Here is a 19565-nt window from a genome sequence, read left to right as displayed (position 1 = left end):
CTGCACCTGACGGGGTTTTTATAAACGCGCGGCTTAGCGGTTGAAACGCTCTACCAACGAGTATTGCGAGTTGGCGGTATGGGTCAGTTCGGCGCTGAGCACTGCCGAGCGCTGGGCGCCGTCGGAGGTCTGGTCGGCGAGGTCGGCAATGTTGGAGATATTGCGGCTGATCTCGTCGGCCACCGAGCTTTGCTGTTCAGTGGCTGCAGCGATCTGGGTGGCCATGTCGGTGATGTTGGCCACTGCTTCGCTGATGCCCACCAATGCCTGGTCGGCTTCCAGTACCCGGGCCACGCCTTCTTCGGCCTGGCGGTGGCCGGCGTTCATGGTTTGTACGGCGTTGTTGGCGGTTTGCTGCAGCTTGGCGATCAGGCTGTGAATCTGCCCGGTGGATTCGCTGGTGCGTTGCGCCAATTGCCGGACCTCATCGGCGACCACGGCAAAACCACGACCCATTTCACCGGCGCGGGCCGCTTCGATAGCCGCGTTGAGGGCCAGCAGGTTGGTCTGGTCGGCGATGCCTTTGATCACATCGACCACGCCGCCAATTTCATCGCTGTCCTTGGCCAGTTGGGTGACGGTCAGGCCGGTCTCGCCCACCGACGCCGACAGGCGCTCAATCGCTTCGCGGGTTTCCCCGGCGATGTCGCGACCCCGGCGGGTCAGAGCGTTGGCCTGCTGGGTGGCGTCGGCGGTGTTTTGCACATGCCCGGCCACCTGCTGGGTGGTCGCGGCCATTTCGTTAATGGCGGCGGCCACTTGCTCGGTTTCGACGCGCTGGCGTTCCAGGCCGACAGAGCTGGCGTTGGCCAGATCGTTGGACTGCCGCGCCTGGGTGTTCAGGTGCTCGGCGGTGTCCTGCAGACGGGTCAGGCAGGTTTTCAGGCGTGCGTCCTGGCTGAGGATCGACATTTCCAGACGTGCCTGCGCACCGCGGCTGTCGGTGTACATCTGCGCAATCAGGGCGTCGGAGGTGGTCTGTTCCGCCAGCCGCAACAGACGCTTGATACCGCGCTGCTGCCAGCTCAGGCCAAGCAGCCCCAGCGGGACCGACAGGGTGGCGGCGAGGATGAAGCCCCACCAGGAGTTGAGCCAGATGCCGATCAAGAAGCCGATCTGGCTGACCATGATAAATGGCAGCCAGTCCTGTAGCACCGGCAGCCAGGTATCGCGTTTGGGCAACGCCGACTTGCCGGCATTGAGGCGGGCATACAGGGCCTCGGCACGGCGTACCTGTTCGGCAGTCGGTTTGACCCGCACTGACTCGTAACCGACAACCTTGCCGCCGTCCAGAATCGGCGTTACGTAGGCGTTAACCCAATAGTGGTCGCCATTCTTGCAACGGTTCTTGACGATCCCCATCCACGGCAGGCCCTTTTTCAGGGTGCTCCACATGTGTTCGAAGACGGCTTGCGGAACATCGGGATGGCGGACCAGATTGTGCGGCGCCCTGAGCAGTTCATCCTGGCTGAAGCCGCTGATCTGCTGAAACGCTTCATTACAGTAGGTGATCACGCCTTTGGTGTCGGTCGTGGAAATCAACCGCTGTTGTGCTGCGAATGTCCGCTCACGTTGGGTGATGGGCTGATTGTTGCGCATGGGCTGTTCGATCCTTCGATCCAATAGGCTTTGGCGGGTTATCGGCAGGGACGATAAAAAATTGAGGTGCCGCTCACATTTATGAGCGCAATGCTTGTCAGCGATCAATACTCAAGGTGCCAGCATTGGGTAGGCAAACAGGCAAAAATGCACAAGGTTCAGGCCAAAGTGGGCCAACACCGCAGCCCAGAGCCCTCCATAGCGCCAGGCCAGTCCATAACCGACGCCGGCCAAACCGGCCAGCACTGCCCAAAGCCAGCCACCGCCGATATGGGCCATGCCAAATAACACGGCGGTAATGACTACTGGCAGTATGCCCTGCAGTCGCCGACGATGACAGTAATGTTGCAACGCGCCCTGAATATAGCCACGAAACAGCAATTCTTCTGTCAAGGTCACCAACAGCAGGTTGTTGAGCAGCCAGAGCATGGCGTAGGGCGGCCACTTCGGCGCCCATGTGGTCAGGCCGACCATGCAGGCCAGGGCCAGAGTCAGGCTGATGGTTGCAATGACGACGACCGCTGCTTGGCGGTAGGCCCTGCTCTGGCCGTGCAAGATCCACGGGCAGGCCAACAGCAGCCACAGGCCGATCAGCGGCTTGTCCAGGTTCAGGTTGCTGATAAAGGGTGCTGCATCCGGGCTGGAGCGGCTGTATTCCATGATCGGCGCATTATCGAAGCCCGGTAGCCCATGCAACGCCAGCGCCAGGCCGGTGACAATAAACAGCACATGACCCAGCCAGCGCAGCCATGGCGGGTTTGTGTGGCGCACTGCCATGGCGGCCAACACCAGCAGCCCGAAGGCGAGCAGCGCTGGCGCTTGCAGTGCGCCGTGACTCAGGGCGATGCCATACCCGAGGCCCAGCAAAGCCAGGGCCACCCAGCGCGTAATGCTCATCAGAATCTCCCGCAGATCAGGCGGGCGATTCTACTGAGACGGGTGCATGAGCGGGTGAGAGTTTGCTGCCCGCCGCCCTTTTTGGTGGACGGCGGGCAGAGCGGTCAGGCAGCGATCAACTGGCGCAGCACGTAATGCAGAATGCCACCGGATTTGAAGTACTCGACTTCATTGAGGGTATCGATCCGGCATAGCAATTCGATTTCTTGCTGACGACCGTCTTCGAAGCGGATATGCAGCGTCAGGTTCATGCCCGGGCGCAGCTCAGCCTGGCTTAAACCGGTCAGGCTCAGGGTTTCCCGGCCGGTCAGGCCCAGGCTCTTGCGGGTGTGTGGCGCTTTGAACTGCAACGGCAAGACGCCCATGCCGACCAGATTGGAGCGGTGGATTCGCTCGAAACTCTCGGCGATCACCGCCTTGACCCCCAGCAGGTTGGTGCCTTTTGCTGCCCAGTCACGGCTGGAGCCGGTGCCGTATTCCTGACCGGCAACGATCACCAGTGGCGTGCCTTCCTGCTGATAGCGCATTGAGGCATCGAAAATCGGCAGCTTCTCGTCGGTAGGGATATGCAGGGTATAGCCGCCTTCTTCGCCGCCCAGCATTTCGTTACGAATGCGGATATTGGCGAAGGTGCCGCGCATCATGACTTCATGGTTGCCGCGCCGTGAGCCGTAGGAGTTGAAATCCACCGGTTCCACGCCTTGCTCGCGCAGGTAACGGCCTGCCGGGCTGTCGGCCTTGATGTTACCGGCCGGCGAAATATGGTCGGTGGTGACCGAGTCGCCCAGCAAGGCCAGGATGCGTGCGTTCTGGATGTCTTCAATCACCGGCAGAGGGCCATCGATACCCTCGAAAAACGGCGGATGCTGGATGTAGGTCGAGTCGGCCTGCCAGACATACGTCGCGGCCTGCGGCACCTCGATCGCTTGCCATTGCGCGTCGCCCTCGAAGACCTGGGCGTATTCCTTGTGGAACATGGCAGTGTCGACCTGTTGCACGGCCTCGGCGATTTCCTGCTGGCTGGGCCAGATATCGCGCAGGTAGACCGGCTGGCCATCGCTGCCTTCACCCAGCGGATCGCGGCTGAGGTCAACGCGCACGTTACCGGCCAGCGCGTAGGCGACCACCAACGGCGGGGAGGCCAGCCAGTTGGTTTTGACCAGCGGATGCACACGGCCCTCGAAGTTACGGTTGCCTGACAGCACCGACGCCACCGTGAGGTCGGAGCGCTGGATAGCATTTTCAATCGGTTCGAGCAGCGGACCTGAGTTGCCGATGCAGGTGGTGCAGCCATAGCCGACCAGGTCGAAGCCCAGTTCGTCCAGGTAACGGGTCAGCCCGGCGGCGTTATAGTAGTCGGTGACCACCTTGGAACCTGGCGCCAGCGAGCTTTTTACCCATGGCTTGCGTTGCAGGCCCTTCTCCACGGCTTTTTTCGCCAGTAACCCGGCGGCCATCATCACGCTGGGGTTGGAGGTGTTGGTACACGAGGTAATCGCCGCGATTACCACCGCGCCGTTTTTCAGACGATAGCTCTGGCCGTTGTGCTGGTATTCGGCTTCACCGGTCAGTTGTTCGGCATTGCCCACTGCCACGCCACCGCCGCCTTCGCTTTCCAGACGGCTTTCTTCGACCTGGGCCGGCTTGAGTTGCAGGCCGAGAAAATCATCGAAAGCCTGGGCAACATCGGCCAGTGCAACCCGGTCTTGCGGGCGTTTCGGCCCGGCCAGGCTGGACTGTACTTCACCCATGTCCAGCGCCAGGGTGTCGGTGAACAGCGGCTCCTGGCCTGGCAGGCGCCACAGGCCCTGAGCCTTGCAATAGGCTTCTACCAGTTCGACCGTCTCGGCAGGGCGGCCCGACAGGCGCAGGTATTCCAGAGTGACCTCGTCAACCGGGAAGAAGCCGCAGGTGGCGCCGTATTCCGGGGCCATGTTGGCGATAGTGGCGCGATCCGCCAGCGGCAGTTCAGCCAGGCCGTCGCCGTAGAACTCGACAAATTTGCCCACCACGCCCTTTTTCCGCAGCATCTGGGTCACGGTCAGCACCAGGTCGGTGGCGGTGATGCCTTCCTTGAGTTTGCCGGTCAGCTTGAAGCCAATCACTTCAGGAATCAGCATCGACACCGGTTGGCCCAGCATTGCCGCTTCCGCCTCGATACCGCCGACGCCCCAGCCCAGCACCCCCAGGCCGTTGATCATGGTGGTGTGTGAGTCCGTGCCCACCAGCGTGTCAGGGAATGCGTAAGTGTGGCCGTCTTGTTCGTTGGTCCACACCGTGCGGCCCAGGTATTCAAGGTTGACCTGATGGCAAATACCCGTGCCCGGCGGCACCACACTGAAGTTGTCGAACGCGTCCTGGCCCCAGCGCAAGAACGCATAGCGTTCGCCATTGCGCTGCATCTCGATGTCGACGTTCTGCTTGAATGCGTCGTCCGAGGCATAGGTGTCGACCATCACTGAGTGGTCGATCACCAGATCCACTGGCGACAGCGGGTTGATCCGCTGTGGGTCGCCCCCGGCCTTGGCCACTGCTGCTCGCATCGCGGCTAGGTCGACCACCGCCGGCACGCCGGTGAAGTCCTGCATCAGGACCCGGGCCGGGCGGTACTGAATTTCCCGATCCGAGCGGCGTTCTTTGAGCCAGTCGGCCAGCGCCTGGAAGTCCTCGCCGCTGACAGTCTGGCCGTCTTCCCAGCGCAGCAGGTTTTCCAGCAGCACTTTGAGCGACATGGGCAGCTTGTCCAGATCACCCAGAGTGCGCGCGGCATCGGGCAGGCTGAAGTAGTGGTAGGTCTTGTTATGAAGGTCCAGGGTCTTGTGGCTTTTCAGGCTATCCAGGGAGGGCATTTAACGACTCCTTTAAACGGTAAGCGAACGGTGGCAGGCGAGCTTTTGTGACAGGTCTGGCTCAAGCGCTACTGTTGTTGTGGACCCACGCGGCACGTCAGAGGTTCAGCTTTTCAGCTATCATGCGCGGCTTTGATTGCGCAGGCTGGGAGTTGCCCGTGAATACGCTGTTTATGCATTGCCGGCCGGGTTTCGAGGGCGAAGTCTGTTCGGAGATATCCGATGTCGCAGCCCGCTTGAATGTGGCCGGTTACGCCAAGGCCAAACCTGACAGTGCTTGCGCGCAGTTCATTTGCCTGGAGCCCGACGGCGCTGCAAGGCTGATGCAAGGCCAGCGCTTTGACCGGCTGATCTTCCCGCGTCAGTGGGCGCGGGGGGCGTTTGTCGAGTTACCGGAGACCGACCGCATCAGCGTGCTGCTGGAGCATCTGCAGGAGTGGCCGGTGTGCGGCAGCCTGTGGCTGGAGGTGCTGGACACCAATGACGGTAAAGAGCTGTCGACCTTCTGCCGCAAGTTCGAAGTGCCGCTGCGCAAAGCCTTGAGCAAGGCTGGCAAGCTGCGCGACGACGCCAGCCTGCCGCGCCTGCTGCTGACGTTCAAGAGTGGTCGCGAGGTGTTTCTGGGGCTGGCTGAGGCCGCTAACAGCGCCATGTGGCCGATGGGCATCCCGCGCCTGAAGTTTCCCCGCGAGGCGCCCAGCCGGTCGACCCTCAAGCTCGAAGAGGCCTGGCACCACTTCATCCCGCGCGACCAATGGGAGCAGCGGCTGTCTGATGACATGACCGGTGTTGACCTGGGCGCAGCACCCGGTGGCTGGACCTATCAACTGGTGCGTCGCGGCATGCTGGTCACCGCCATCGACAACGGCCCGATGGCCGAAAGCCTGATGGACACCGGCCTGGTGCAGCACCTGATGACCGACGGTTTTACCTGGAAGCCGCGCCAGACTGTCGACTGGATGGTCTGCGATATCGTTGAAAAGCCGGCGCGCAGCGCTGCGCTGCTGGAAACCTGGCTGGGCGAGGGGTTGTGCCGTGAAGCGGTGGTCAACCTCAAGTTGCCGATGAAACAGCGCTACGCTGAGGTGCGGCGCCTGCTCGATCGCATTGAAGAGGGTTTCAAGGCGCGCGGGGTGAGGGTTTCGATCGGCTGCAAGCAGCTGTATCACGACCGCGAGGAAGTGACCTGCCATTTGCGTCGGCTGGATCTGGTTCGCTCTTGAGCGATCCGATAGCTGAAGCATCCCGACACTATTTGCTCGTTTGTGGAGTCATCCATGTCTGAACCCGTTGAAAACCTTGCTGCCGACGCCACCCTGGACGCGAGCGGCCTCAATTGTCCCGAGCCGGTAATGATGCTGCACCAGAAGGTCCGTGACCTGGCTGCCGGCGGTTTGCTCAAGGTGATCGCCACCGACCCCTCGACCCAGCGTGACATTCCCAAGTTTTGTGTGTTTCTGGGCCACGAACTGATCGAGCAGCAGGTGGCTGGCAGCACTTACCTGTACTGGATCCGCAAGAAAGCCGATTGACGGTCATAACGGCGGCTTATCATTTTATTCCCGATTGCGGAGCATCCCATGCAGATCGTTGCTGACGAAAATATCCCGCTGCTTGACGCCTTCTTCGCCGGGCTTGGCAGCATTCGCCGCCTGCCCGGCCGGGCCATCGACCGTGCGGCGGTGGCGGATGCCGATATCCTGCTGGTGCGTTCGGTGACCCAGGTCGACCGCGCCTTGCTTGAAGGCAGCCCGGTGCGATTTGTCGGCACCTGCACGATCGGCACTGATCACCTGGAGCTTGGTTACTTTGCCGAGGCCGGCATTCAGTGGGCCAGCGCGCCGGGCTGCAATGCCCGTGGCGTGGTGGACTATGTGCTGGGCAGCCTGCTGACCCTGGCGGAAATCGAAGGCGTCGAGTTGCCCGGCCGCACCTACGGCGTGGTCGGCGCCGGCCAGGTGGGTGGGCGGCTGGTCAGCGTCCTGCGTGGCCTGGGCTGGAACGTGCTGGTGTGTGACCCGCCTCGGCAAAAGGCCGAAGGTGGCGACTTTGTCAGTCTTGAAGAGATCATCCGCCGGTGCGACGTCATCAGCGTGCATACCCCGCTGGAGCGTGGCGGGGACCATCCGAGCTGGCACTTGTTCGACCGCCAGCGCTTGCAAAACCTGCGTCCAGGCGCCTGGCTGATCAATGCCAGTCGCGGTGCGGTGGTGGATAACCAGGCGCTGCACGATGTGCTGCTTGCCCGCGATGACCTGCAGGCGGTGCTGGATGTCTGGGAAGGTGAGCCGCAGGTGCATGTCGCGCTGGCCGAGCTGTGTACACTGGCGACCCCACACATCGCCGGTTACAGCCTTGATGGCCGGCAGCGCGGCACCGCACAGATCTATCAGGCGCTGTGCGCGTTTCTCGGTCAGCCGGCCAGCATTGAACTGCAAGACCTGCTGCCCCGCCCATGGCTGGCCCAGGTTGGTCTGGATGCCGAAACGGACCCGGCCTGGGCGCTGGCCATGCTGTGCCGGGGTGTTTATGACCCGCGCCGCGACGATGCGGATTTTCGGCGCACTCTGGAAGGCGGCACCGATAGCCAGCGCCTGGCATTCGATGCGCTGCGCAAACACTACCCGCCGCGCCGTGAGATCGATGCGTTGCAGGTCCGGCTGCAAGGGCAGGGCGCTCATGCTCAACTGTTGCAGCAGATGGTCAAGGCACTGGGTGCCACGGTGCTCTGACCAGCAGGCAAAAAAAAGCCCGACTGAAAAGTCGGGCTTTTTTTGAGCGGTGGTTATTCCTGTTTGTCAGGAGTGATCCAGTGCTTGTCGCATTCCTGACAGGCCTGCTGCACCATCGCTTCGGTAATCAGCACTTCTTTGCCGTGCTCATCCAATACTGCCCCGCCGACCGGCAGGCTCGGAGTGGAACGAATGACTTCGACCTGGTTGCTGTTGTCTTGCAAGCTCATGATCCTTCTCCTTATCAGGTGTAGCCGTTCAAACTAGCCATGCTCTGTGACTGCGCCATGACATCCGCCCACCGTTGGGCCGATGCCTGATTGCAGCAGAGGTTTGCGTAAATCTCCAGTCGGTGACCAGCGAACACAGCGCTTGCGGGCAGACTCGCCGTCACAAGGTGTGTAGCCTGCGCCTATTGTGTGAGCTTAACAGGTGGCCAAAGTTCATGGTTTCAGTGTTACGCGGTAATCCGGCTCAGTCTCTGAGCCTGGTGTGGCGCTTTATTTCTCCTTATCGCTGGCGGGTTGGGGCGGCGCTATTGGCACTGCTGGTCACGGCAGGGATTACCCTGTCGATGGGGCAGGGCATCCGTTTGCTGGTCGATCAGGGCTTCATGACCCGCTCGACCGAACTGCTGAACCAGTCCATTGGTTTGTTTTTGCTGCTGACGCTGGGGCTGGCGGTCGGTACGTTCGTGCGTTTTTATCTGGTCTCGTGGATCGGCGAGCGGGTGGTCGCCGATGTGCGCAAAGCGGTGTTCGAGCACCTGATCGACCTGCATCCGGGGTTTTACGAGCACAATCGCGGCTCGGAAATACAGTCGCGGCTGACCGCCGATACCGCCTTGTTGCAGTCAGTGGTCGGTTCATCGCTGTCAATGTTTTTGCGCAGCGCCTTGATGGTCATTGGCGGCATTGTGTTGCTGTTCGTCACCAACCCGCGCTTGACCAGTATCGTGGTGGTTTCCCTGCCCTTGGTGTTGGCGCCAATCCTGATTTTCGGCCGGCGGGTTCGGCGCCTGTCACGGCTCAATCAGGATCGGGTCGCGGATGTCGGCAGCTACGTGGCCGAGACGCTGGGTCAGATCAAGACCGTGCAGGCCTACAACCATCAGGCCCAGGACCGGCAGCGCTTCAGCGGTACGGTGGAGCAGGCGTTCGATATCGCGCGTCGGCACATCTTGCAACGAGCCTGGCTGATTACGCTGGTGATCGTGCTGGTGTTGGGCGCGGTGGCGGTCATGCTCCGGGTTGGCGGCATGGACGTCATAGAAGGGCGCATTACCCACGGTGAGCTGGCCGCCTTTGTGTTCTATGCCTTGGTGGTCGGCACCTCATTTGGAACGATCAGTGAAGTGATTGGCGAGTTGCAACGTGCTGCCGGGGCCGCGCAACGGATTGCCGAGCTATTGCAGGCACGCAGTGAAATTGTTGCCCCCGCCCCCCAGGTGCAGGCCTTGCCGGGGCGGGTCAGCGGTCGCCTGGCGTTGGACAATGTCGGCTTCAGCTATCCGTCGCGGCCCGAGCATCCAGTGCTCAAGGGCCTGAGCCTGGAGATCGAGGCCGGAGAAACGCTGGCGCTGGTTGGTCCCTCCGGGGCTGGCAAGTCGACGCTGTTCGATCTGCTGTTGCGCTTCTACGACCCGCAGCAGGGTGAAATCCGTATCGAAGGCGTGCCTGTGCGGCAACTGAATTTGCACGAGCTGCGCCGCAGCTTTGCCATCGTCGCGCAAACTCCGGCACTGTTTTTTGGCAGTGTTGCAGACAACATTCGATATGGTCGCCCCCAGGCTACGGACGAGCAGGTTGAAGCTGCAGCGCGAATGGCCCACGCCCATGAGTTTATCCAGCAGATGCCGGAGGGCTATCGTACCCACTTGGGTGAAGGCGGTTTGGGACTGTCAGGCGGGCAGCGGCAACGTCTGGCGATTGCCCGTGCGCTGCTGGTCGATGCGCCAATCCTGCTGCTCGACGAAGCCACCAGTGCCCTGGATGCGCAAAGCGAACACTTGATTCAGCAGGCTCTGCCCGGCCTGATGCAGGGCCGTACTACGCTGGTCATCGCCCACCGCCTGTCGACCGTTCAAAACGCCGACCGCATCGCGGTGCTGGATCAGGGGCAGTTGGTCGCGGTAGGCACGCACCGCGAACTGATCGCCAGCAACCCGCTGTACGCGCGGCTGGCAGCGTTGCAATTCAATGTGGAGGGGTAGTTGGGGGCAGGACCGGCCGGGTGCGAGCCGCATGAGCAGCCAAGCAGCCTGACCGGTCCTGAGCGGCATTCAATCAGCGGTATTCACACAGGTAAGCGGTGTCGACGCTGACCTTCAACTGGAATTTGCTGTTGGCCGGTACGTTGAACAGGCTGCCCGAGGCAAAGGTCTGCCACTGTTCGCTACCCGGCAGCTTGACGATCAGCTCGCCAGAGATGACGTGCATGATTTCGGCCTGTGCGGTACCGAACTCATACTCACCCTTGGCCATCACGCCAATGGTAGCCGGACCTTCAGCCTGAGCGAATGCAATGGACTTGACGGTGCCGTCGAAATACTCGTTGACCTTGAACATGGTGAATCCTTGGAAAAGGCTGAAAAATGGCCGCTCAGTATGCCCAAGCCGTTTGCCTGCGTCACTCTTATCAGGCGGGCGTCAGTTGGGCAGTATCAAGGGCAGAAGACGCGCAGTATTGCGTGCATCGACCAGGGCCCGGTGTTGCTGGCCGCTGAAATGCATGCCGGCCAGTTGCAGGGCGTTATTGAGCCCGACCGGGCGCTGCAACTGGCGGGCCTGGGCAAAACGGTCTTTCAGATTGACGTAGGGTAATTCGTGCAAGGCGCTATCGAGTTGATGGCTGCGCCATTCCTGTTGCAACTGGCGATGATCGTAATCACCCCAACTGGCCCAGCCCACCACCCGCGCCTGATGATGGCTCAGCCAGCGTTCGAACTGCGGCCAGACACTCTCCAGCGGCTCGGCGCTGTCGATATCGTGCTGGCTGATATGCGTCAGCTCGCGGCAGAAGTGGGTCAGCAGCGGTCGGCGCGCCGGACGCACAAACCGTTCGAAGTGGTCCAGCTCCCGCCCATACTGATTCACCAGGGTGGCACCGATTTCGATGATCTCCATTTCCGCGACCGGCCAACCGCCTTCCTCGGTGGTGGCCTCCAGGTCAATCACCAGCCAATGCGGCATGCTCTAGCTCCCATCCAACGGTTTCGATATACAGACAACAGCCTCCAGCGTAGTCATGTTCGCCCCGGTATGCGCAAGGAGGTTCTACATCGACCGCGAACACCATTAAATGTGCCAGGCTGGACGATCATTGGTCTGAATTATGCCGGGGCATTGATGCGTCGGGCAGCATAGGCGAAGCGTCAGGAGCGTGCTGGTTGTACATAGCCTTGTTGTGTAAACGGATAAAACCGCATAGCGTGTGGCAATTTGTCACTGTACGCGTTCCATGATGACTTTATCTCGCCCGTTGATGTTCCTGGCAGCAGGAGTCTTGCTGACAGCCGCAGATCATGCTGGCGCTGCTCAGTTGGTCAGGGTCGGCGCTGCGCATTTTCCGCCCTATGTCGTGCGCCCCGAGAAAAGCGATCAGCAAGGGTTGCTCCCGCAACTGCTGGCCAGCCTCAACCGTAGCCAGTCCACGTACAATTTTGTGATGGTCCCGACCTCGGTCACCCGTCGCTTTCGCGACTTTGCCCAAGGGCGCGTGGACCTGGCGATATTTGAGAACCCGCAATGGGGCTGGCGCGACATTGCACATACCGCGGTGGACCTGGGCCTGGAAGACGAAGAAGTGTTCGTCGCGCGCCAGGTGCCGGGGCGTGGGCAGGACTACTTTAATGAGCTATCTGGCAAGCATCTGGCGCTGTTCAACGGCTATCACTATGCGTTTGCCCAGTTTAATGCCAGCCCCGATTACCTGACGGCCCATTTCAAGGTGACACTGACCTACTCGCATGAGAGCAACCTGTTGATGCTCAACCGGGGGCGGGTGGATATTGCCCCGATGACCCGGTCATTCTTGCGTGACGCGGCACTGCGTGGGGTGGTGAATGCCGATGAATTACTGATTTCAGAGCGCGTGGATCAAGTCTATCGTCACTATGCACTGATACAGCCCGGCAGCCCTATCAGTGGTGCCGAACTGACCCGACTGCTGCGCCTGTTGCATGACAGCGGGCAGATGAAGCAGATTTTCAGCCCCTATGACATTCGGCAGGTCAGTGCCGCCCGTTCGAAAGCCCCGGTGGGCCTGTCAGCGAACGCGGCGGCACATTTGCAGTAGATACTGTGAGTTGTCGGGCTGCTCCCAGCGGTCTAACAACAGTATTGGGTTAGCGGTCTTTGGCTTCCTTGGCATCCATTTCGGCATTGCGTTCATGGACGCGCTTGAGCTGCTCTTCGGTCAGGGGCAGTTTGTGCGCAGTGTCACGCAACAATAGCAATCCGCCGACAATAGAACCGATCGCGATGATCAGGATCAACCAGGCATACCAGGGCATAGCGTGCACTCCTTTTGCTGATACTCGTTTGAGATGTTGCTGAGGCTATTGGTTCCAGTGCGTTAACCCTTGCGCCGGTCGTGCAGCCAATGCCCCGTGGGGCGAGCGGATCGGCTACAATGCGCGCCGATTTCGACTTACCTGAGAACCCGCTCATGTCCGTTTGCCAGTCCCCTGTCATTGTTGCCCTGGATTTCCCGACCCGTGAAGCGGCGCTGCGCCTCGCCGATCAGCTCGATCCTAAGCTATGCCGGGTCAAAGTCGGCAAAGAACTGTTCACCAGCAGCGCATCGGGCATCGTCGCCAGCCTGTGCGAGCGTGGCTTTGAAGTATTTCTCGACCTGAAATTCCACGACATCCCCAACACCACCGCCATGGCGGTCAAGGCCGCAGCAGAAATGGGCGTATGGATGGTCAACGTACACTGTTCCGGTGGTTTGCGCATGATGCAGGCTTGCCGCGATGTCCTTGACCAGCGCAGTGGCCCGCAGCCGTTGCTGATCGGGGTGACCGTACTGACCAGTATGGAGCGTGAAGACCTGGCCGGTATCGGTCTGGATATCGATCCGCAGGAGCAGGTTCTGCGTCTGGCAGCCCTGGCCGAAAAGGCTGGCATGGATGGTCTGGTGTGTTCGGCCCAAGAGGCCCGCGCACTCAAGGCGGTGCATCCGGCGCTGCAACTGGTGACCCCCGGCATTCGCCCGGCCGGCAGCGCCCAGGACGATCAACGCCGCATCCTGACCCCGCGCCAAGCGCTGCAAGCCGGTTCCGATTACCTGGTGATCGGCCGTCCGATCAGTCAGGCCGCCGACCCGGCCCAGGCACTGGCCGCAGTGGTTGCAGAGCTGGCTTGAGGTTCAGATCTTCAGCACCAGTTTGCCGAAGTTCTCGCCGCTGAACAGCTTGAGCAGGGTGTCGGGAAAGGTTTCCAGTCCTTCGACCACATCCTCGCGGCTGCTCAGGCGGCCCTCGGCCATCCAGCCGGCCATCTCCCGGCTGGCTTCGGCATAGCGTGCCGCGTAGTCCAGTACCACGAAGCCCTCCATGCGCGCGCGATTGACCAGCAGCGACAGGTAGTTGGCCGGGCCTTTGATCGCCGTGGTGTTGTTGTACTGGCTGATAGCGCCGCAGATCACCACTCGGGCCTTGGGCGCCAGACGCGCCAGCACGTGATCGAGAATCTCGCCGCCGACATTATCGAAAAACACGTTCACATCGTTGGGGCACTCGCGTTTCAGGGCTGCCGGGACGTCTTCGTTTTTGTAGTCGATGGCTGCGTCGAAGCCCAGTTCGTCGACCAGCCAGGCGCATTTTTCAGCGCCGCCAGCGATGCCCACGACCCGGCAGCCTTTGATTTTGGCGATCTGCCCGGCAATGCTGCCCACCGCACCGGCCGCACCGGAGATCACCACGGTCTCGCCCGTTTGTGGCTGTCCGACCTCCAGCAAGGCGAAGTACGCGGTCATGCCGGTCATGCCCAGTGCCGAAAGGTAGCGGGGCAGGGGCGCCAATTGCGGGTCGATGCTGTAGAAGCCTTTGGGCGCCCCGAGAAAGTAGTCTTGTACGCCCAGTGCCCCTTGCACATGATCGCCCACCGCAAAGCGCGGGTGTTGCGAGGCCAGCACCTCACCGACGCCCAGCGCGCGCATTACCTCGCCCAGGCCCACAGGCTCGATATAGGACTTGCCCTCGTTCATCCAGCCGCGCATGGCCGGGTCCAGTGACAGGTAGTGGTTACGCACCAGGATCTGGCCTTCTTCAAGCTCTGCAAGCGGAGCCTGCTCGAAGTGGAAGTCGTCCCGGGTTACCGGGCCGACAGGGCGTCTGGCAAGTACAAAGCGGCGGTTGGTCGGCTGGGTCATGGTGGTTGCTCGGTCGACAGAGTGAAAATTCATTGAAGCCGCTGATGCGCCTGCGAGCAAATGCCAAGAGCTGCTGTGCTGCGTTCTGGCGCAATCACCACGCTTGAGTCGCAGGCGTGGCTGCTCTACATTGCAGGTTTGCCAACTGCCTGGAATGTCTTGATGTCTAGCCTGACGCTGCCTACCGTTCACCCCAAGGTTCTGCGTCCGGGCGATGCGGTGGCGCTGGTTTCGCCTTCAGGGCCTGTGGCCGCCGAGAAGATCGAGGCCGCCGCACGGGTACTCGAAAGCTGGGGGCTACGGCCCCGCATCTACCCCCATGCTTACGAGCGCCATTCGTTCTATGCCGGCACCGACGCGCAGCGCATCAGCGACCTCAATCACGCGCTTGGCGACCCGCACATTCGTGCAGTGATCTGCAATCGTGGCGGCTATGGCGTGCAACGAATTCTCAATGAGGTTGACCTTGAGGCGGTGCGCCGTGACCCCAAGTTGCTCAGTGGTTTCTCCGACATCACGGCATTGCATGGGCTGCTCTGGGCGCAAGCGCGGCTGGCCAGTGTGCACGGGCCGGTGGCCAACCAGCTTGGTCACAATCCCCTGATGGCCAGCGGTCTGCGCCATGCGTTGATGAGCACCGAACCGGTTTTGCTGCAGGCTGATCCCAACGCCGGCACTGGCAGCGTACGCACCCGCGGTCGGGCGACCGGCACCTTGCTGGGCGGTAACCTGAGCATGCTCAGCACCTGTATCGGTACACCGTTCATGCCGGATATGGACGGTGCAATTCTGCTATTGGAAGATGTGGGTGAGGCCGCGTATCGGGTGGACCGGTTGTTGACTCATCTGGGTAATTGCGGTTTGCTGCAGCGGCTCAACGGCATTGCCTTGGGCGATTTCAGCGTGCCGGCGCATGCCGCGGGCAGCATTAGCCCCGCCGATGTGTTGCTCGAGCGTCTTGGCAGCCTGGGCATTGCGGTGCTGGGCGGTTTGCCGGTCGGCCACGGTGAGGTCAATCAGGCGGTGCCGCTGGGGACTCGGGCGGTGCTGGACGTCGAAGCCGGTACCTTGCTGGTCGAGTCTGCGAACGTGGCCTGACCTGCCCCCGCATAGGGCCGCAACGATCGTTGGCGGCCTTTGCTGATCCTGAAAGCGACCTTCGCATAGCTAATTGCCACCTCTGACCCATTCCCTGCTTGTGCGGCTGACCGCCCGGCGCGAATCTGCACGGATATCGCGGGCTTGCGTGGCATGACGAGCTTATATGGGGATGGGATGCTATGAGGTCGACCGGATTTACCCACTTGGGGATGGCCAAGAAGTTGGGGTTGGGCTTTGGCCTGGTGTTGCTGCTCACCGCCTTGGTGGCCGGTATCGGTGTCTGGTCGCTGCAGCGTATCACTCAGCATTTCGATGGCCTCAAACAGACCTCGGCGCTCAATACGGCGGTACTTGGCGTGCGTGTGCTGGAGCAGGATTACGCGCTGCGCAGCGATCCGAAGCTCATCGAGCAGTTGCATGCGCAGTTGCAGGCTCTTGATGAGCGTGCTGCGGCCCTCAAGATTCTCATGCCTGGCAATGCTGCGGTGGTGGAGCGCGTGCAACAAGCCCTGGTGGCCTATCGCAGTTCGTTCGATGCCTATGTAGATATCAACCAAAGCAAAGACCTGGCACTGGAAATGGCCAACTGGTCAGTCTCCAGTGTGTCCAACAGTCTGGAGTTATTGCAGTCAGGACTGACCGACGATGGCACCTGGACCCTGAAGGACTCTCAGGGCCAGGATGGCGCGCAATTTATCGAACAGGCCGGCAAGATCAGCCAGGTCGGGCGCCTGATGTTGCTCGCCATGGACGAGGCCAGGGTGCGCCTGGAAAAAAACCGCCGCACTGGAACAGGCGAAGAGGCCGCTACCGGCACGATCGAACAAGCGCAGCAGGCCAGTGCGCTGGCCGAGGAACTCAAGTCGGCGATCACCGATCCTGGCTACCAGGCCGTGATCAATGAGGTGGTCGGTCACATCGCCAATTTCAACGAAAAGCTCAAGGAGTACACCGAGCTGCTGGGCAAACAGGCTGGTGTGGCGACACAACTGGGCGAGAGTGCTCGTCAGGTGGTCGAGCTGGTGGGGCAAGCCTACGCTGCCGAAGACCAGTCAATGCAAGCTCAACTGCGCGCCGACACTCTGTTGATCATTGGCTCCTCCATTGCCGCATTGCTGGTAGGGCTGCTGGCTTCGTGGCTGATCACCCGGCTGATTGTCGCGCCACTGCGGCTGGTGATCGGTCAGGCGCAGCGCATCGCTGCCGGAGACCTCAGTGGCCGTGTTGAGGTGGACCGGCGTGATGAAATTGGCCAGTTGATGGCGGCCATGCAGCAGATGAGTAACGGCCTGAGCCAGATCGTCAGTGGCCTGCAGGCGGGCATCGAGAAGCTTGCCCACTCGGCCCATGAGCTGTCAGCAGTGACCGAGCAGACCAATCTGGAGGTCGGCAGTCAGAAGGAAGAAACCGAGCAGGTCGCCACGGCCATGAACCAGATGACCGCTACCGTGCATGATGTGGCGCGCAATGCCGAAGAGGCCGCGCTGGCCGCGCAGAGCGCTGATGAGAAAGTCAGCAGTGGCCAGGCTGTGGTGCGTCAGAGCATGCAGTGTATCGATGCGCTGTCACGCTCTTCGGCGTCTGCCTGTGAGGGGATCGAAAACCTCAGCGCGCAGGTGCAGAACATCGATCAGGTGCTGGGGGTGATCAAAAGTGTCGCTGAACAGACCAACCTGCTGGCGCTCAACGCCGCCATCGAGGCCGCGCGGGCCGGTGAACAGGGCCGGGGTTTTGCCGTGGTGGCAGATGAGGTGCGGGCGTTGGCACGGCGTACCCAGCAGTCCACCGAGGAAATCGAAAGCCTGGTGGCCAGCTTGCGTGGCGGTGCACGGGCTTCGGTGGAACAGATCCAGAGCAGTGGTGAGCTGGTCAAGCGCGCGGTGGGTGAAGCGCAGCAGACCGAGCGTGCATTGAGCAGTATTGCCAGTGCGGTATCGACCATCCAGCAGATGAATCAGCAGATCGCCGCCGCTGCCGAACAGCAAAGCTCGGTGGCCGAGGAAATCAACCGCAGCGTCACCAGCATTCGCAGCAGCGCCGATCAATCGGCGCTGGCCATGCGCGGCAACGCCGCCTCAAGCGTAGAGTTGGCGGCGCTGGGCAATGAGCTCAAAGGCATGGTCGGGCATTTTCGTTTGTAGCGTCGGCGCTGTTGCGTTGCGGTAGCGTTTGCTCAGCCCTTGCGTACATTAAGAATCAGCAGGGTCAGGCCGCCGGCAACAATTCCCCAGAACGCCGAGCCGACCGAAAACAGGGTCAGGCCTGAAGCAGTGACCATAAAAGTGATCAAGGCCGCTTCGCGCTCGTTGGGCTCGCTCATGGCCACGGTCAGGCCGTTGATGATCGAGCCGAACAACGCCAGCGCAGCGATCGATAGCACCAGCTCTTTCGGGAAGGCCGCGAACAGCGCGGCCAGGGTCGCGCCATACAGGCCGGCAATGGCATAGAACACCCCGCACCAGATCGCAGCGGTATAGCGTTTGCTTTTGTCTTCGTGGGCATGCGGGCCGGTGCAAATGGCTGCGCTGATGGCCGCCAGGTTGATGCCGTGGCAGCCAAACGGTGCCGTCAGCAACGAGGCCAGGCCTGTGGTGGTGATCAGTGGCGAGGCGGGGGTGTGATAGCCATCGGCGCGCAGTACCGCAATCCCTGGCATATTCTGCGAGGCCATGGCGACCACGAATAGCGGAATGCCGATGCTGATGGTAGCGGCCAGCGAGAAGCTGGGTGTGGTCCACACGGGTACGGCCAGCTCCAGAACGAAGCCGCTGAAATTCAATAGCCCCAGCGCGGCGGCCAGCGCAATCCCCACCAGCAACGCTGCCAGTACGCTGTAGCGCGGCGAAACGCGTTTGACCAGCAGATAGGTAAAGAACATGCCCAGCACCAGGCCGGTGCGGTGTTGCGCGGCGACAAAAATATCACTGCCGATCTTGAACAGAATGCCGGCCAGCAGCGCAGCGGCCAGCGAGGCGGGCAAGCGCTTGACCAGCCGCTCGAAACTGCCGGTCAGGCCGCACAGGGTCACCATCACCGCGCAGGTGATAAAGGCGCCTATAGCTTCCGGGTAACTTACACCGCCCAGGCTGGTCACCAATAACGCCGCACCCGGTGTCGACCAGGCGACGGTAATCGGTGTTCGATAGCGCAACGACAGGCCGATGCTGCACACCGCCATGCCCATGAACAGCGCCCATAGCCATGAAGAAATCTGCCCGCCGGTCAGGCCCGCCGCCTGGCCGGCCTGAAACATCAGCACCAGTGAGCTGGTGCAGCCGGTCATCATCGCGATGAAGCCGGCGACTACCGAAGATAGCGAAGAGTCAGCCAATGGACGCAGAGGAGTCTGCAGGGCGGTCTCGGACATGCGGGAATTTCCTTAAAGCGCGCAGGTAACAGGGCGCACAGCCTAAACCCAAGCCCGGCAGCGTATTGCGATACAGCGACAGGCGTATTGGCCCGTACAGTTGGCCGCCTGTCGTCAGCCCAGCGGCCCGTCACCTGGATGCTGGGTCTTGCCCAGCGCCTGGTTGACGGTCAGCCAGCCTTCGACAGCCTCCAGGCCCACCTCGGCAAATACTCTCTGCAAGAGCCTGACCTGCTCGCGACGCAGGGCGGCCTCGAACTTCTGCCCCTCGGCACTGAGCCCCAGCAGACGCTTGCGTTTGTCCGTTTCGGGCGTGGTGGTGTGCACCATGTTCATGGCAATCAACTGACGCAAGGGCACATTCAGTGCCTGTTTGCTGACCCCGAGCACGGTCAGCAGCTCCTTGACGCTGAGTTCCGGGTAGCGAGCGATGAAGAACAGGATGCGCTGGTGAACGCGACTGAACCCGCGTTTGGCCAGCATTTCATCCGGTTTTGCGGTGAACGCCTGATAGCCGAAGAAAAAAGCTTCCATGGCCATTTGTTGATTGGTGCAGTTTTTAAGGTCAAGCATGTTGACGTATCTGCCAATAGCATCGTAAGTTTTGGTCAACAATTTTGACGTATTCCCTTCTACCCGGCTACA

18 protein-coding genes and 1 pseudogene are annotated in these 19565 nt (G+C 61.3%); 9 read left to right on the top strand and 10 right to left on the bottom strand.

All coding sequences use genetic code 11. The features are described from left to right. Positions 1-33 precede the first annotated feature (33 nt). From NRB16_RS22625 to acnA, 3 genes are all read right to left on the bottom strand, one after another. Positions 34-1599 carry a PAS domain-containing methyl-accepting chemotaxis protein gene (locus NRB16_RS22625; RefSeq protein WP_045489873.1) on the bottom strand — a complete coding sequence of 522 codons (1566 nt, stop codon included), beginning with the start codon at positions 1597-1599 and terminating at the stop codon, positions 34-36. Between the two features lie 111 nt (positions 1600-1710). Further along, positions 1711-2496 (bottom strand): CPBP family intramembrane glutamic endopeptidase, encoded by a 786-nt coding sequence (locus NRB16_RS22620; protein ID WP_257106987.1) that lies wholly within the window; start codon positions 2494-2496, stop codon positions 1711-1713. A 104-nt stretch (positions 2497-2600) separates the two neighbouring features. After that, positions 2601-5345, bottom strand: coding sequence for an aconitate hydratase AcnA (gene acnA, locus NRB16_RS22615; RefSeq protein WP_253142088.1), 2745 nt, complete (start codon positions 5343-5345; stop codon positions 2601-2603). Positions 5346-5503: 158 nt separating this feature from the next. Here acnA and rlmM point away from each other — a divergent pair, with 158 nt between their 5' ends. Genes rlmM through pdxB form a run of 3 tightly spaced genes read left to right on the top strand, consistent with a single transcriptional unit; the run spans position 5504 to position 8077 of the window. Beyond that, the gene (gene rlmM, locus NRB16_RS22610; RefSeq protein WP_045494544.1) at positions 5504-6568 is read left to right on the top strand and encodes a 23S rRNA (cytidine(2498)-2'-O)-methyltransferase RlmM; all 1065 of its coding nucleotides are present in this window, start codon (positions 5504-5506) and stop codon (positions 6566-6568) included. A 54-nt stretch (positions 6569-6622) separates the two neighbouring features. Then, a complete protein-coding gene (gene tusA / locus NRB16_RS22605) occupies positions 6623-6877 on the top strand; it encodes a sulfurtransferase TusA (protein ID WP_045489878.1) in 255 nt (84 codons plus the stop codon). Positions 6878-6925: 48 nt separating this feature from the next. Further along, positions 6926-8077 carry a 4-phosphoerythronate dehydrogenase PdxB gene (pdxB, locus tag NRB16_RS22600; protein WP_257106986.1) on the top strand — a complete coding sequence of 384 codons (1152 nt, stop codon included), beginning with the start codon at positions 6926-6928 and terminating at the stop codon, positions 8075-8077. A gap of 53 nt (positions 8078-8130) precedes the next feature. Here the strand turns inward: pdxB and NRB16_RS22595 are convergent, their stop codons facing one another. Continuing rightward, the gene (locus NRB16_RS22595; protein ID WP_045489882.1) at positions 8131-8307 is read right to left on the bottom strand and encodes a PA1571 family protein; all 177 of its coding nucleotides are present in this window, start codon (positions 8305-8307) and stop codon (positions 8131-8133) included. 215 nt (positions 8308-8522) lie between these two features. On the opposite strand from NRB16_RS22595, the gene NRB16_RS22590 reads away from it, so the two are divergent. Next, positions 8523-10289, top strand: a complete 1767-nt coding sequence (locus NRB16_RS22590) for an ABC transporter transmembrane domain-containing protein (protein ID WP_257106985.1) — start codon at positions 8523-8525, stop codon at positions 10287-10289. Positions 10290-10362: 73 nt separating this feature from the next. Here NRB16_RS22590 and NRB16_RS22585 read toward each other — a convergent pair whose 3' ends face one another. After that, the gene (locus NRB16_RS22585; protein ID WP_045489886.1) at positions 10363-10644 is read right to left on the bottom strand and encodes a pyrimidine/purine nucleoside phosphorylase; all 282 of its coding nucleotides are present in this window, start codon (positions 10642-10644) and stop codon (positions 10363-10365) included. 81 nt (positions 10645-10725) lie between these two features. Then, complete coding sequence (locus NRB16_RS22580) at positions 10726-11268, bottom strand: exonuclease domain-containing protein (RefSeq protein ID WP_045489888.1); 543 nt, start codon at positions 11266-11268, stop codon at positions 10726-10728. A 292-nt stretch (positions 11269-11560) separates the two neighbouring features. Between NRB16_RS22580 and NRB16_RS22575 the strand changes: the two genes are divergently transcribed. After that, a complete protein-coding gene (locus tag NRB16_RS22575) occupies positions 11561-12373 on the top strand; it encodes a transporter substrate-binding domain-containing protein (RefSeq protein WP_257107008.1) in 813 nt (270 codons plus the stop codon). Positions 12374-12422: 49 nt separating this feature from the next. Here the strand turns inward: NRB16_RS22575 and NRB16_RS22570 are convergent, their stop codons facing one another. Further along, positions 12423-12590 carry a DUF2897 family protein gene (locus tag NRB16_RS22570; RefSeq protein WP_084710019.1) on the bottom strand — a complete coding sequence of 56 codons (168 nt, stop codon included), beginning with the start codon at positions 12588-12590 and terminating at the stop codon, positions 12423-12425. A gap of 155 nt (positions 12591-12745) precedes the next feature. On the opposite strand from NRB16_RS22570, the gene pyrF reads away from it, so the two are divergent. Continuing rightward, complete coding sequence (gene pyrF, locus NRB16_RS22565) at positions 12746-13444, top strand: orotidine-5'-phosphate decarboxylase (protein ID WP_162484337.1); 699 nt, start codon at positions 12746-12748, stop codon at positions 13442-13444. Positions 13445-13447: 3 nt separating this feature from the next. Here pyrF and NRB16_RS22560 read toward each other — a convergent pair whose 3' ends face one another. Beyond that, entirely contained in the window at positions 13448-14452 is a 1005-nt protein-coding gene (locus tag NRB16_RS22560; protein ID WP_257106984.1) for an NADP-dependent oxidoreductase, read from the bottom strand. A 162-nt stretch (positions 14453-14614) separates the two neighbouring features. Here NRB16_RS22560 and NRB16_RS22555 point away from each other — a divergent pair, with 162 nt between their 5' ends. From NRB16_RS22555 to NRB16_RS29835, 3 genes and pseudogenes are all read left to right on the top strand, one after another. After that, complete coding sequence (locus NRB16_RS22555; protein WP_257106983.1) at positions 14615-15550, top strand: LD-carboxypeptidase; 936 nt, start codon at positions 14615-14617, stop codon at positions 15548-15550. Between the two features lie 182 nt (positions 15551-15732). Next, positions 15733-16836: pseudogene (locus NRB16_RS29840) on the top strand (HAMP domain-containing protein); the annotation flags it as partial. Continuing rightward, positions 16813-17694, top strand: a complete 882-nt coding sequence (locus tag NRB16_RS29835; protein ID WP_373568497.1) for a methyl-accepting chemotaxis protein — start codon at positions 16813-16815, stop codon at positions 17692-17694. The pseudogene NRB16_RS29840 and the gene NRB16_RS29835, both read left to right, overlap by 24 nt. A gap of 32 nt (positions 17695-17726) precedes the next feature. Here NRB16_RS29835 and NRB16_RS22545 read toward each other — a convergent pair whose 3' ends face one another. Further along, positions 17727-18920, bottom strand: coding sequence for a benzoate/H(+) symporter BenE family transporter (locus NRB16_RS22545; RefSeq protein WP_045489896.1), 1194 nt, complete (start codon positions 18918-18920; stop codon positions 17727-17729). A 114-nt stretch (positions 18921-19034) separates the two neighbouring features. Continuing rightward, entirely contained in the window at positions 19035-19493 is a 459-nt protein-coding gene (locus tag NRB16_RS22540) for a MarR family winged helix-turn-helix transcriptional regulator (RefSeq protein WP_045494551.1), read from the bottom strand. Between the last annotated feature and the right edge of the window lie 72 nt (positions 19494-19565).

This window comes from Pseudomonas sp. LJDD11, assembly GCF_024584215.1.
GTDB lineage: Bacteria > Pseudomonadota > Gammaproteobacteria > Pseudomonadales > Pseudomonadaceae > Aquipseudomonas.
The sequence above is the reverse complement of the archived record's forward strand: the minus strand, read 5'-3'. Positions and strand labels throughout refer to the sequence as shown.